Annotated in this window: 12 protein-coding genes; 8 read left to right on the plus strand and 4 right to left on the minus strand. The window is 63.4% G+C overall.

Features of this window, described 5'->3' with window-relative positions:
• Positions 1-34: 34 nt before the first annotated feature.
• Positions 35-781 carry a ribonuclease PH gene (locus FLM52_17270; protein ID NVN57474.1) on the minus strand — a complete coding sequence of 249 codons (747 nt, stop codon included), beginning with the start codon at positions 779-781 and terminating at the stop codon, positions 35-37.
• 195 nt (positions 782-976) lie between these two features.
• Between FLM52_17270 and FLM52_17275 the strand changes: the two genes are divergently transcribed.
• From FLM52_17275 to FLM52_17285, 3 genes are all read left to right on the plus strand, one after another.
• The gene (locus tag FLM52_17275; protein ID NVN57475.1) at positions 977-1840 is read left to right on the plus strand and encodes a YicC family protein; all 864 of its coding nucleotides are present in this window, start codon (positions 977-979) and stop codon (positions 1838-1840) included.
• Positions 1841-1927: 87 nt separating this feature from the next.
• Complete coding sequence (locus FLM52_17280; protein ID NVN57476.1) at positions 1928-2722, plus strand: DUF3883 domain-containing protein; 795 nt, start codon at positions 1928-1930, stop codon at positions 2720-2722.
• Between the two features lie 99 nt (positions 2723-2821).
• Entirely contained in the window at positions 2822-3250 is a 429-nt protein-coding gene (locus tag FLM52_17285; GenBank protein ID NVN57477.1) for an organic hydroperoxide resistance protein, read from the plus strand.
• A 96-nt stretch (positions 3251-3346) separates the two neighbouring features.
• On the opposite strand, the gene FLM52_17290 is transcribed toward FLM52_17285, so the two are convergent.
• Positions 3347-4927 carry a BCCT family transporter gene (locus tag FLM52_17290; GenBank protein ID NVN57478.1) on the minus strand — a complete coding sequence of 527 codons (1581 nt, stop codon included), beginning with the start codon at positions 4925-4927 and terminating at the stop codon, positions 3347-3349.
• A 528-nt stretch (positions 4928-5455) separates the two neighbouring features.
• On the opposite strand from FLM52_17290, the gene FLM52_17295 reads away from it, so the two are divergent.
• Positions 5456-6493 (plus strand): GlxA family transcriptional regulator, encoded by a 1038-nt coding sequence (locus FLM52_17295; protein NVN57479.1) that lies wholly within the window; start codon positions 5456-5458, stop codon positions 6491-6493.
• Between the two features lie 182 nt (positions 6494-6675).
• Here the strand turns inward: FLM52_17295 and FLM52_17300 are convergent, their stop codons facing one another.
• Positions 6676-7863 (minus strand): MFS transporter, encoded by a 1188-nt coding sequence (locus FLM52_17300; GenBank protein ID NVN57480.1) that lies wholly within the window; start codon positions 7861-7863, stop codon positions 6676-6678.
• Between the two features lie 622 nt (positions 7864-8485).
• Between FLM52_17300 and FLM52_17305 the strand changes: the two genes are divergently transcribed.
• The 4 genes from FLM52_17305 to FLM52_17320 all read left to right on the plus strand — a co-directional run bounded on the left by FLM52_17305 (position 8486) and on the right by FLM52_17320 (position 12752).
• Positions 8486-9142, plus strand: a complete 657-nt coding sequence (locus FLM52_17305; protein ID NVN57481.1) for a guanylate kinase — start codon at positions 8486-8488, stop codon at positions 9140-9142.
• A gap of 398 nt (positions 9143-9540) precedes the next feature.
• Complete coding sequence (gene rpoZ / locus FLM52_17310; protein ID NVN57482.1) at positions 9541-9792, plus strand: DNA-directed RNA polymerase subunit omega; 252 nt, start codon at positions 9541-9543, stop codon at positions 9790-9792.
• Positions 9793-9904: 112 nt separating this feature from the next.
• Entirely contained in the window at positions 9905-12070 is a 2166-nt protein-coding gene (locus FLM52_17315; protein ID NVN57483.1) for a bifunctional (p)ppGpp synthetase/guanosine-3',5'-bis(diphosphate) 3'-pyrophosphohydrolase, read from the plus strand.
• A gap of 292 nt (positions 12071-12362) precedes the next feature.
• On the plus strand, positions 12363-12752 hold the full coding sequence (locus tag FLM52_17320; GenBank protein ID NVN57484.1) for a RidA family protein: 390 nt from the start codon (positions 12363-12365) through the stop codon (positions 12750-12752).
• A 181-nt stretch (positions 12753-12933) separates the two neighbouring features.
• Here the strand turns inward: FLM52_17320 and FLM52_17325 are convergent, their stop codons facing one another.
• Positions 12934-13821 carry an NAD-dependent epimerase/dehydratase family protein gene (locus FLM52_17325; GenBank protein ID NVN57485.1) on the minus strand — a complete coding sequence of 296 codons (888 nt, stop codon included), beginning with the start codon at positions 13819-13821 and terminating at the stop codon, positions 12934-12936.
• Positions 13822-13868 lie beyond the last annotated feature (47 nt).

The raw sequence follows: 13868 nt of genomic DNA on the forward strand, positions 1-13868 counted from the left end.
ATGGCCCTGATGACACAGCGCCGTGTCGCAGGACTCAGGCGTCGGCCGGCATGCCGAGTGCGGCGCGCTGCGCGGCGAACAGCTGCTCACCGGTACGCTCGGCGAGATCCAGCAGGGCATTGAGCTCGGCGCGATCGAAGGCCGCTCCTTCGGCCGTACCCTGCACCTCGATCAGCCCCTTGCCTTCGGCCATCACGACATTCATGTCGGTATCGGCCTTGCTGTCTTCCGGGTAGTCGAGATCGGTGACCGGCACACCCTTGTAGATGCCGACCGAGACGGCGCTGACCAGACTCACCAGCGGATCGGTCTTGATCTTGCGCTCACGCTGCAGGCCCTGCAGCGCATCGACCAGTGCCACACAGCCACCGGTGATCGCCGCGGTGCGCGTGCCACCATCGGCCTGCAGCACATCGCAATCGATGGTGATGGTGTATTCGCCCAGCTTCTTGAGGTCCACTGCGGCGCGCAGCGCACGGCCGATCAGACGCTGGATCTCCACCGTGCGGCCACCCTGCTTGCCACGCGCCGCTTCACGATCATTACGGGTGTGGGTCGCACGCGGCAGCATGCCGTACTCGGCGGTCAGCCAGCCCTTGCCGGAACCACGCAGCCAGCGCGGCACGCCCGCCACGACAGAGGCGGTGCACAGCACGCGGGTCTCCCCGAACTCCACCAGCACCGAACCCTCGGCGTGACGAGTGAACTCACGGGTCAGGCGGATCTCGCGCGGCTGCTCCGGGGTACGGCCACTGGGACGGATCACGTTGGCTTCGCTCATGGGGATTCCTTGTTGCAGTATTCGGGAGGCCAGAGTCTACACGCCGCAGCCACGGGCGACGACCTTCGCGCCGCGCGGGCCTGACCCGCGCCTGATCACTGGGCGCTCAAGAGCGGCACGCGTACACTTCAGGCTATCAGCGCGGTCGCTCATGCGCCGCCTCTCTCTCGACAGCCAACCGACAAGGAGCACGTCATGGTCCACAGCATGACCGCCTTCAGCCGCCAGACCCATGAAGCCGACTACGGCACCCTGACGCTGGAGCTGCGCTCGGTGAACCAGCGCTATCTCGAACCGCACTTCCGCCTGCCCGACAGCCTGCGCGAACTCGAAAGTACCTTCCGCGAAGGCCTGCGCAAGCGCCTCAACCGCGGCAAGGTCGAACTCTCGCTGCGCTTTGACGCCGAAGCCGGTGCCGACAGCCTCGCTGTCGATGCCAGACGCCTGGGCGAACTCAGCCGCGTGCTCGCCGAAGTCGGCCAGCACTGCCCGGACGCCCCGCAGCCCTCACGCCTCGCCCTGCTCGACTACCCCGGTGTGCTGGTGCGCGAAGGCGCCGATCAAGAACGCATCAAGGCCGATGCCCTCAGCCTGTTCAAGCGCGCGCTGGACGAGCACATCGAAGGCCGCGCTCGCGAAGGCGAACGCCTCGCCGAACTGATCAGCGCACGCCTCGATGGCGTCGACACCCACGTCGCCGAAGTTCGCCGCCTGATGCCCGACATCCTCGCCCGTCAGCGCGACACCCTGCTCGCTCGCCTCGAAGAAGTTCGCGCCACCCTCGACCCGCAACGCCTGGAAGCCGAACTGACTCTGATGGCCCAGAAGGCCGACGTCGATGAAGAACTCGACCGCCTCGACACTCACGTCGGCGAAGTCCGTCGTCAGCTCACCCAGAAAGGCCCCATCGGCCGCCGCCTCGACTTCCTGATGCAGGAACTCAACCGCGAAGCCAACACCCTCTCCTCCAAATCCGTCGTCGCCGACACCACCCGCTGCGCCGTCGAGCTCAAGGTGCTGATCGAACAGATGCGTGAGCAGATTCAGAATATTGAGTGATATCCCGCCAAAGGAGTTAGCAGGATGAGCAGACCCGAACCATGGAGTGGTGAAGAAGTCACAGCGATTGTCGAAACGTACAAGAAGATGCTGATTGCAGAACTGTGTGGCCAGCATTACGTGAAAACAGACCACAATCGTGAGCTTGCCGAGAAATTAAATAATCGCTCAAAGGCTTCTATCGAATTTAAGCATCAAAATATCAGTGCCGTACTGCGTGATGCCGACTGCCCCTATATCAACGGCTACAAGCCGATGAGTAACTATCAGGGCATGCTGGTCGATGTTGTTGAGCGCCACCTGCTGCGTACTGAGCTATTCGATCAGGCAGCACGCAATGCAGCAGACCGGCCGGTCATTGATGCACCGGCCCCCAAAGATACTTCCATCATTGTCACACCACCGGAGTCCAAGACGCCTCAGACCAGCGTGCAGGAGGCCAAGCAGCGTTACGCGACGCCCACACCGGTTAAGCGCGACTACTTGGCACGAGAAGCCCGCAACCATGCTCTAGGGAGTGCTGGCGAACGCTTTGTGGTGGCCTTTGAGAAGATGCGCCTCAGAAAAGAAGGCCGCACATCGCTGGCCGAGAAGGTCGAACATGTGGCGGAAACCCAGGGCGATGGCTTGGGCTATGACGTTCTGTCCTTTGATGCGGATGGACGAGAGCGTTGGATCGAGGTGAAGACGACGGCATTTGCCAAAGAGTGCGCTTTTTTTATCACGCCAAATGAACTCAAATGCTCGCAAGCCAATCCTGAGCACTACCATCTTTTCCGCATTTTTAGCTTCTTAACCCAACCCAACATTTACTGCTTGAGGGGTGACCTCTACCCGCAATTGACGCTCAACCCGCAGAGCTATCGCGCGCACCTGCTGTGAATGTCTGGTGCCCGTCCCTCAGCAATTGAAACTTTGCCCGACAAGCGCCATCTTGTCTGCATCCCTCGACTGAGGGCTTTTCCGCTCAAGGAGTCAGGCATGTCTATCGAACAAGTGCTGTACCGTGCAGAAGCCACCACCACTGGGGGTCGTGAGGGTAAGTCGCGTTCTTCCGATGGGGCGTTGAATGTCACCCTGAGCACGCCGAAGGAGCTGGGCGGTGGTGGCGGTGAAGGCACCAACCCGGAGCAGCTGTTCGCGGCGGGTTACTCTGCCTGCTTCATCGGTGCCATGAAGCACGTGGCCAGTACTGACGGCGTGACACTGCCGGAAGGCTTGGAGATCACTGGCAAGGTGGGCATCGGCCAGATTCCGGCCGGCTTCGGTATCGAAGTCGAGCTGGATATCAGCCTGCCGGGCATGGACAAGGCCGAGGCGGATGCGCTGGTCGAGAAGGCGCACCAGGTGTGCCCCTACTCCAACGCGACGCGTGGCAACATCGATGTGACGCTGAACGTCAGCGTCTGATGACTGACGGCTGATCGCCAGACACAAAAACGCCGCCCCTCGGGGCGGCGTTTTTGATAGTGCGAGACGCTCATTGCTTTCTAGCGTGCGAGTCGATCAGACGCCCTGCTCGCGCGCCATGCGGCGGGCAATCAGCGGAGCGTTCCACAGGCTGGGCAGCAGAATCAGCGACACCGGCACGGCGGTGACGACGATGAAGGATTGCAGCGCATTGATGCCGCCATTGCCCATCGAGATCAACAGCGCCGCGACCACGCCCATCATCAGGCTCCAGAACACGCGCACGCCGCGCGGCGGGTTGTCGTTGCCGCTCATCACCATCGAGACCGCGTAGGTCATCGAGTCACCGGTGGTGGCGACGAACAGCGTGGTCAACACGAGGAACAGCACCGAGATGGTGAAGCCGAACGGCAGCTGCTGAGTGATGGCAATCAGCGCTGCCGGCAGATTGAAGCCGGTGAACGGGCCGGAGACGCTGCCCGGGTTGCTCAGCTCGAAGGCCAGACCGCTGCCACCGATGATGGTGAACCACAGGCAGGTGACCAGTGGCGAGATGACCGCGATCAGCAGCACCATCTGACGCAGGGTGCGGCCACGCGAGATACGCGCGACGAACATCGCCATCAGCGGACCATAGCCGATGAACCAGCCCCAGAAGAACAGCGTCCAGCCATTCAGCCAGCCATCGTCACCCCGGAAGGAGGACATGGCGACGAAGTCACCGACGTAGCGCACCAGGCCCTGCGGGAAGGCTTCGAGCAGGAAGCCGGTAGGGCCCATGATCAGGATGAACAGCAACAGGGCGCCACCGAGCAGGACGTTGGTGCTGCTCAGGAACTGGATGCCACGGGTCACGCCGCTGACGGCGGACAGGGTGTAGATGACGGTCAGCAGGAGCAGCAGCGTGAGCTGGGTCGCGTAAGTATCGGGAATGCCGAACAGCGCATTGAGGCCATAGCTGACCTGCAGACCGAGGAAGCCGATGGGGCCGACGGTACCGGCCACCACTGCCAGCACGCAGCAGGCATCGACCAGCGCCCCGATGGGACCACGCATGACGCGGTCGCCGAACAGCGGATAGAGCAGCGTGCGCGGCTTGAGCGGCAGGCCCTTCTCGTAGTGCAGGTACATGAAGATGATGCCGGTCAGGCTGCCGAGCATCGCCCAGGCCAGAAAGCCCCAGTGCATGAAGCTCTGCGCCAGCGCATTGTAGGCGGCATCGGCATTGCCCGTCGGGGCATCCGCACCGAACACCGGCGGCGGTGAGGTGAAGTGAGCGATCGGCTCTGCCGCTGCCCAGAAGACACCACCGCCCGCCAGCAACGTGCACAGGATGATGGCCATCCAGCGCAGCGTCGAGATATCCGGCGCCGCCAGCCCGCCCATGCGCACCCGTCCGGTACGTCCGAGGGTCAGCACGATGGCGATGACGAAGGTCGCCAGCATCAGCGCTTGCCAGTAGGCACCGAAGTATTGGGTCGAGACACCGAAGGCACTCTGGATGAGCGCGGAGACAGCGTCGAGATCCACCAGTGCGGCGATGGCGAACAGTGCCAATACGCCACCACTGATGATGAAGACGGGCCAGTCGATACCTTGCGGGGTGTGGGCGGGTTCAGCGGGGGGATTTACCGGTGTGGCGGAGCCGGACGAAACTGTCCGGGAAGAATCCGTCATTAGTCAGCCTCTGGGCATGATCTGAGTGACGGGGCAGTGTATCAGCCGTAGAACGCTGAACTGTGACACAAGCCGTTGTTTTTACACCCATGTAACGCGACGTATCACCAAGCCTACAGCCGTTTTACATCCGGGCATCGGTGATAACAACTCATGACCTTCCTGACCTGCTTCAGCTACCATCTCCGCGCCATGCCAGGCTGATCCGAGCTTGACGACATGCAAAGGCCGCGCGGAATCCAACGCCCCGCCCGCACACAGGACATACATACCGACGGTGATGATGAACTGCACCCTCACACCTCCACTGAGGAGGAAGACAGGCCAGTCCAGACGGCGGGAGCTGTCGAGCACGCCAAGCTCGGAATCCGCAGGCGATGCTGCTTGATGACAGGCCTGCCACTCCATGATTGCAAGCAAGGGCTCGCCGCGGGAGCGCACAGCTGCGAGGATGGAGTCTCACGGTGGCCAGCCTGCCGGTCGCCTTCTATCCACTGCCGCTCGCGGCCCCTGCAACGAACGCAAGCCATGACCTCGCCCCGTCGCCGCATCTTCACCCCCGCGATGAAGCGTCGCAATCAGCATCTGCTCAAGGACGTGACCTGCGCCCAGAGCACACCGCTCAATGTCGCCTTCATTCTCCTGGAACATTTCTCGATGCCCGCCTTCACCAGCGCCCTCGATGTGCTGGTCACGGCCAATCTACTCAGAGACGTTCCCTTCTATCGCATTCACACCTTCGGGGTGACGACGGGCAGCGTGCGCAGTGATCTGGGCATCGACATCATGGCCAGCGCCGGGCTCGAGTCGCTGGGGCAGGCGCAGATCGACATGATCATCGTGTGTGGCGGCTACCGGGTGCAGCTGGACGAGATACCCTTGCTGAGCGAAGTCTTGCGGCGAGCCGACCGTCAGGGCTGTCGCCTCGGCAGCCTGTGGAATGGCAGCTACTTCCTGGCGGCCGCCGGGGTGATGGCGGGCCATCGCTGCACCATCCATCCCGAGAATGCGGCGCTGTTCCGCGAGTCATTCCCCCAGCTGGAGCTGTCACGTGCTCAGCTGGTGGTGGAAGCGGCGCGCTTCAGCTGCACCAATGCCGGCAGCGCGCTGAACATGATGCTGGAAGCCATGCGCCAGCGTCACGGCGATGACCTGGCGCGCAGTGTCGAGGAAATCCTCGCCTGCGAGCGCCCCGCGACGCCCAGTCCCTGGCATCCGGATCAGACGCTGCCCGCGCCGGACAGCCAGCACCCGGAGGCACTTCGCACCATCCTCGAGCTGATGAGCAGCAACCTCGAGGAGCCTTTGAGCATGAGCGAGATCTCGCACTGCGTGACGCTGTCACGCCGCCAGATCGAGCGCCTGTTCACCCGCCATCTGGATACCACGCCCTCGCGCTATTATCTGGAGCTGCGCCTGACCCGGGCCCGCCAGCTGCTGACACAGGGCAGCGCCAGCATCACCGAGGTCACCGTGGCCTGTGGCTTCGTCAGCACGACCCACTTCAGCCACTGCTTCCGCGATTACTTCGGCATGTCGCCGACGCGTGCGCGTCAACAGCGCTGACAGTGTCCTGTTGCTGACGTGCCGGTGCCGCTACCAGGACAGCCCTGCACAGACTGCCTTCCACAGACTTTTCGCCCCGCAAACGCAGAACGCCGCCCCGAAGGGCGGCGTTCTTTCGTTGCGGCTTGTGCTCACGAGACTTTCTTGCCTCACTTTCCTGGCCTCGCGCTCACGACCTCACTTCAGGCAGAAGCCGTCTGCAGCTCGCGGCGCTCATGACGCTGACCGAGCAGGAAGACGATCAAGCCCGCGATGGCCATCGCCACCCCGACCAGACCGATGGAGGAATGCGACGGGCCATAGGCGAAGGCCATGCCGCCACACCAGGCACCCAGCGCATTGGCGATGTTGAAGGCCGCATGATTGAGCGTCGCCGCCATGGTCTGGGCGTCTTCCGCCACATCCATCAGGCGCATCTGCAGCGCCGGTGCCAGACCGATACCCGTACCGACCAGCCCGACGAACAGGATACCGCTCCAGACACCATCGGCGGCGAAGTAGAAGCCACCCTGCACCAGCGCGCTCCAGATCAGCACGGCAGGAATGGTACGCATCAGGTCGATGTCCGCGGCACGACTACCGATCAGGTTGCCGATGATGGTGCCCACCCCGAAGACGGCCAGCACCATCGGCACCAGATTCTGGGACAGCCCGGCCTGGACATTGAGCGTCTCCACCGCATAGCTGTAGACACTGAACATGCCACCGAAACCGATGCAGGCGATGCCGAGGGTATAGAGCACCCGCGGCTTGATCAGGGCTGCCAGCTCGGTGAGCGGGGTCGCGTCCTGATTGCCGGCCTGATAGGGCACGAAGCCGCGCACCAGCAGCGCCGTGGCCAGCGCCAGCAGACCGACGACGAGGAAGGCGGAATGCCAGCCGAACAGGCTGCCGAACCAGGTCGCCGCTGGCGCCCCGATCAGAATCGCCACCGTCAGGCCCATCATCACGCGACCGACGGCCCGCCCGCGCTCGCCGGCGGGGGCAGCATCCGCCGCCACCAGGGCCGCGACGCCCAGATAGACACCATGCGGCAGGCCGGCGATGAAGCGCAGCGCGGCAAAGCTGGTCAGCGACGGTGTCAGCAGGCTGGCCACGTTGCTGACCGCGAACAGCAGCATCAGGCCGATCAGCAGCCCGCGACGCGGCAGGCGTGCGCCCAGCGCCGAGATCAGGGGGGCACCGACCACCACGCCCATCGCATAGGCACTGATGGCGTAGCCGACCTGCTGGGATGACACATTGAAATCCGCCGCGATGTTGGGCATCAGGCCCATGATCACGAATTCGGTAGTGCCGATGGCGAAGGCGCCGAGCGCCAGCGCCAGTTCGGCGATGCGCGGATGGCGCGCAACGGGGGAGGCAGACATGTCCGGGTCTCCTGAAACTTGAAAAGGGGATATCACCCGTGGCCGTACTCAGCCGTGGCACCGCTGTCAGGGGCAGGCCACGGCTGACATTGCCCGCGCATGGCTGGCGCTGCACAAGGCAAAAGACCGCGCGCCATTCATCATCAGCCGGAAGGCGGGAATGAATGGCGCGCGGGACAGGTAACGGGTGATGCGCTCGTGCGCGGCCTCTCTGGCGGAGGCCTGCGGCACGTCTGGCGCTGCTCTATCGATGTATACACGCGATTTACGTACGCGGCTTGCGAAGCAAAGTTCACGAACCTCGTCTAGCAAGGCGCGATGGGAATCACGGGAGTGCGCAAGCCCAAGCCTGAGTGACGAGGTGGCGACAAGCCGTGTCTCCCATCAAGGCACAAGCGGCGCGAGCACTGGCTGACGCGAGCGCTGGCCGACGCTTGAGTGACAACTGAAATATACAACTATTGTTGCAGATAACGCCCCGCCAACCCAGCCACCTCGCGACGACAACTGTGATGCCCGAGCTGCAACATTGCATCACGGGACTGTCATGCGCGTGTGCAGCCCAAGCGGGGTGGATTATGCGATAATGCCGCGATTCAGCGACAGCAAGCGGATCACTTCCATGTCTTCGACTTCTTCAGCATCTTCCTCGGCGGCCAGCAACGCACGTGGCACGCTCTACATCATTTCCGCGCCGTCCGGCGCCGGCAAGACCACCCTGGTCAAGGCACTGCTGGAGCGCATGGACGGTATCGGCGTGTCCGTCTCGCACACCACCCGCGCCCAGCGCCCGGGCGAGCAGGATGCCGTCAACTACCACTTCGTGGATGTCGATCACTTCAAGACCATGATCGAGCAGGGCGACTTCTTCGAGCACGCCCAGGTCTTCGACAACTTCTATGGCACCTCGCGCCCGGCGGTCGAAGCTCGCCTGAGCAAGGGCGAGGACGTCATCCTCGAGATCGATTGGCAAGGTGCCCAGCAAGTGCGCGCCCAGGTGCCGGAAGCCGTCTCCATCTTCATCCTGCCGCCGTCGCGTGAAGCGTTGCTCGAGCGTCTGTCCGGTCGCGGTACCGATGGCGAGGACGTGATCGCGCGTCGCATGCGCGATGCGGTCAGCGAGATGTCCCACTACGACGAATACGACCTGATCGTCATCAATGATGACTTCGAGCAGGCCCTCGACGAGCTGTGCGGACTCGTCAATGCCCAGCGTGCGCGTCTGCCGCGCGTGCAGCATCGCCACGCGGCACTGCTCGATTCCCTGCTGGCCGACTGATGACGGCGGCGGGAATCCGGCTGCTCACTCAGCCGCGCTGACCGGCCGTTCTGACAGCAGTTCGAACAGCCTGACAGTCGGGCAGGACTTGCCGGCTTTCGTCCTGATCATGCGCGCTGTGGTCGCGTACGCCGCCGACAGGCGCGCCGGGCGAAGGAGTTGATCGCGTCTGACTTGTCATGTCACGACGGCGTCGAGTAGACTCGATTCCCTTTCAGAATCATTGGCCGCTGAGCCGTCTCGCCCCTGGCGGGCCGGCTCAGCGGCATTGTGCTTGCGTCGTGTGCGAGATACTGTCAGATGATCAGGGTAAGTGGCCCCTAGCGGTCGCGGTACTCTGCGCTGATTACACGCCGACAGCGAACCCCGAATATCCCGCTATTGATAGGTGCACCGCCATGGCTCGCGTAACCGTAGAAGATTGCCTCGAGAACCTCGACAACCGCTTCCAGCTGGTGATGATCGCCACACGTCGTGCCCGTCAGCTGTCACGCGGCAGCCGCAACGCCCAACTGCCGTGGGAAAACGACAAGCCCACCGTCCTCGCCCTGCGCGAAGTGGCGGCGGGTCTGGTCGGTCGTGACATCCTGAACGAGCCGGTCGAAGCTCCGATCCAGCGCAAGCCGGTAATGCCGCAGATCGAAGACTGAGCCCACGCTCAACCTGCCGACTGCATGTGTGCTTCCGCACCTCTGCCACTCCCGTCCTCGCGGCCGGAGCACGGGGTGCGGGCCCGGAATCACTCTGAGCCAAGGCCGCTGAATGTTCACGATCGATGACCTGGCAGACCGCCTGGGCGGTTATCTTCCCGAGGAAGAGATCCGTCAGGTTAGGCGCGCCTTCTATTACGCCGAGCAGGCCCACGATGGCCAGCGCCGGCGTTCCGGTGAACCCTATGTGACCCACCCGCTAGCGGTGGCGAACATTCTCGCCAACATGCACATGGACCATCAGAGCCTGATGGCCGCCATGCTGCACGATGTCATCGAAGACACCAGCGTGACCTTCGAGGCACTGGCAGGCCAGTTCGGCGAACCCGTCGCCCTGCTGGTGGATGGCGTCTCGAAGCTGACCCAGATCACCTTCGAAGACAAGGCCGTCGCCCAGGCCGAGAACTTCCAGAAGATGGTGCTGGCGATGTCCCAGGACATCCGCGTCATCATCGTCAAGCTGGCCGACCGTCTGCACAACATGCGTACCCTCGGCGCCCTGCGCCCCGAGAAGAAGCGTCGCATCGCCCGTGAGACGCTCGAGATCTACGCCCGCGTCGCCAACCGTCTCGGTATCAACACCATTCGCGTCGAGCTGGAAGACCTCTCCTTCCAGGCGCTGCACCCGATGCGTTCCGAACGCATCAAGCGTGCCGTCACCGCCGCGCGTGGCAATCGCCGTACCCTGATGCGCGAGATCCAGGCCAGTCTGCAGAACGCGCTGGAGCGCGATCAGCTGCCCGGCTCGGTGATCGGTCGTCAGAAGCATCTGCTGTCCATCTATCGCAAGATGCGTGACCAGCAGAAGCCCTTCAATGAATTGATGGACGTGTTCGGCTTCCGCATCATCACCGATGACGTGGACAGCTGCTATCGCATCCTCGGCGTGGTGCACAATCTCTACAAGCCGGTGCCGGGTCGCTTCAAGGATTACATCGCGATCCCCAAGGCCAACGGCTACCAGAGTCTGCACACCACGCTGTTCGGCATGAATGGCATGCCCATCGAGGTACAGATCCGTACCCGCGAGATGGAAGCGATGGCCAACAACGGCATCGCGGCGCACTGGCTGTACAAGGCCGGCCAGACCGACCGCCCCATCGGCGCCGGCAGCCATGCGCGCGCCCGCGAATGGGTGCGGGGTCTGCTCGAGATGCAGCGCCATGCCGGCAACTCGCTCGAGTTCATCGAGCACGTCAAGAACGACCTCTTCCCCGACGATACCTACGTATTCACCCCCAAGGGCGACATCATGGAATTGCCGCGCGGCGCGACGGCGGTCGATTTTGCCTATGCGGTGCACACCGATGTCGGCAATAGCTGTATCGCCTGCCGCATCGATCGTCATCTGGCGCCGCTGTCCTCGCCGCTGGAGAGTGGCCAGACCGTCGAAGTCATCACCGCGCCGGGCGCCAAGCCCAATCTGGCGTGGCTCAACTTCGTCACCACGGCCAAGGCGCGCTCTGCCGTGCGTCATTACCTCAAGCATCAGCAGCGCAGCGAATCCGTAACCCTGGGTCAGCGCCTGCTCAACAAGGCACTCGCCGGGCTGGACGCTTCCCTCGAGCAACTGCCGCCCAGGCGTCTCGATACGCTGGCCGCGGAGCTGGAGCTGGAAGGTGGGCGTGATGATCTGCTCGAGTCCATCGGGCTCGGCACCCGCGCCGCCTACAGCGTGGCCCAGAGCCTTCTGAGCGACACGACCAGCGCCACGGCGCAGCAACCCAAGTTCTCGGCCAAGGACGGCAATGTCCAGGCGGAGAACAGCGGCAACAGCCCGATGCAGGTCAGCGGTGGCAACAGCATGGTCACCAGCTACGCGCGCTGCTGTCACCCGCTGCCCGGCGAGCCGATCATGGGCCATCTGTCGGCCGGCAAGGGACTGGTGGTCCATCGTCAGGAATGCAGCAACATCACCGAACTGGCCAGCGACCCGGAACGCGTCTTCCCGCTGACCTGGGCCGATCAGGTCGAAGGCGACTTCACGGTGGCGCTGCGTATCGAGGCACAGACCCAGCGCGGCCTGATCGCCGAGCTGGCAGAGCTGGTCACCGATGCCGAAGCCAATATCGAGCGCATCGGTATCGAGGAACGCGACGCCCATCTGGCCATCGTCAATCTGACGCTGGCCGTGCGTGACCGCATTCATCTGGCGCGCATCATCAAGCGCATGCGCAACCTGTTGCACGTGGAGCGAATCACCCGCGTCCTCAGCTGATCTACCGTACTGGCCGCGTCGTCCGCCACTGGCGGGCGGCGCGGTTTTTGTTTTCAAGGCTGCCGCAGAGTAGCCATCGGGCACGTTCTTCTTGAACACCCGTGTCGCGGCCAAGGCCATGCACGTCAACTCGACGGTACGTCAGCTCGACGGCAGTGCATGACCTTGGCCGTGACCGAACTCGCTGTGGACGGCGAGCCCCTATAACCACAATCGTAATCCGCTGCTGAAAGCCGCCACCGCACAACACTCGCAACCGGCAAGGCGTGAACGCAGTCACAAGGAGCATGTCATGAGCAATCGCGCGATCATCAACACCGACAAGGCCCCTGCTGCCATCGGTCCGTATTCCCAGGCGGTCAAGGCGGGCAACACCGTCTATCTGTCCGGCCAGATTCCGCTGGACCCGCAGACGATGGAAGTCGTCGAAGGCGGTATCGAGGCGCAGGCGCGTCAGGTCTTCACCAACCTGAATGCCGTGTGCGAAGAAGCCGCCGGCAACCTGGGAGACATCGTCAAGCTCAACCTCTACCTGACCGATCTGAACGACTTCGCGCGCGTCAACGCGGTGATGGAAGAGTTCTTCACCGCGCCCTTCCCGGCGCGCGCCGCGGTCGGCGTCAAGGCGCTGCCCAAGGGCGTGGCCTTCGAAGCCGAAGGCGTGATGGTCATCGGTGACTGAACACCCGCTCACTGACGATGGCAGGTCACCCGCAAGGAGTGCCTGACGCAGAGACGACAGTGCCCGCCCCGGGATTCCGGGGCGGGCACTGTCAGTTATCGGTCAATGCTTGATCAACCTTCAACTTATCCACATCCGGTCGGACGAGTCGACGCGCAACCGCATGTGGACAAGTGAAAGATCAGCGGCCCGACAATTCGCTCTTCGGCACCGTCACGCCGTGCTCCTTGAGCACCTCGGCATAGCCTTCGCGGAAGGTCGGATAACGGAAGGTGTAGCCACTCTCGAGCAACAGGGCATTGCCGCAGCGCTTGCTGGAACGCCGCCGCAGCGGTGACTGGATCACCTCGGTGGACTCGACCTTGAGCTGACGCGCCAACCAGGCCATCACTTCGTGCAGCGGTGCGCCATCACAGTCGGTGGCCAGATAGATCGGCTCGACCGGCTTGCCCTCGAGGCTCAGCGCGATCAGGTGCGCCAGCACGCCCGCGCAGTCGTCACGGTGGATGCGGTTGGAATAAAGTGGCGGGTTGCTGGCGGCGATGCGACCATCACGCGCCTGGCGGATCAGCATGTCGCGGCCCGGCCCGTAGATGCCGGAGAAGCGCACCACGGTGCCGTCGAGCGAGGAATCGAGCAGTGCCTGCTCGCCTTCGCGCATCAACTGGCCCGAGAAGCTGGTGGCATCGGTGGGCGACTGCTCGTCGACCTCCTCGCCATCCTTCTGGGCGTAGACGGAGGTCGAGGACACGAACAGCACGCGGGTCGGCGGTTTGGCGCGCGACTCGAGCTCCGTCACCAGCGCCCGAATGCCGTCGACGTAAGCGGCGCGATAGGCTTCTTCGTCGAAGCGGTCGGCGCTCAGCACATGTACCACCGTGTCGGCATCTGGCAAGCTGGCCAGTGCACCTTCGGCAGTGATGTCCAACGCCAGCGTCCCGATATCGAGATCCGCCAATGCGGACACATCACGCCTGACACCGATGACGTGCTGACCGGCCTTGAGCAGTTCGCGCGCCAGCGCACTGCCAACGTCGCCACAACCGAGGATGAGACTCGTCTTCTTCACCTTTGCCGTGCTCCTTGGTAAAACGAATCGGTACCCACCGCATCCCA

Source organism: bacterium Scap17 (assembly GCA_013376735.1).
GTDB lineage: Bacteria > Pseudomonadota > Gammaproteobacteria > Pseudomonadales > Halomonadaceae > Cobetia.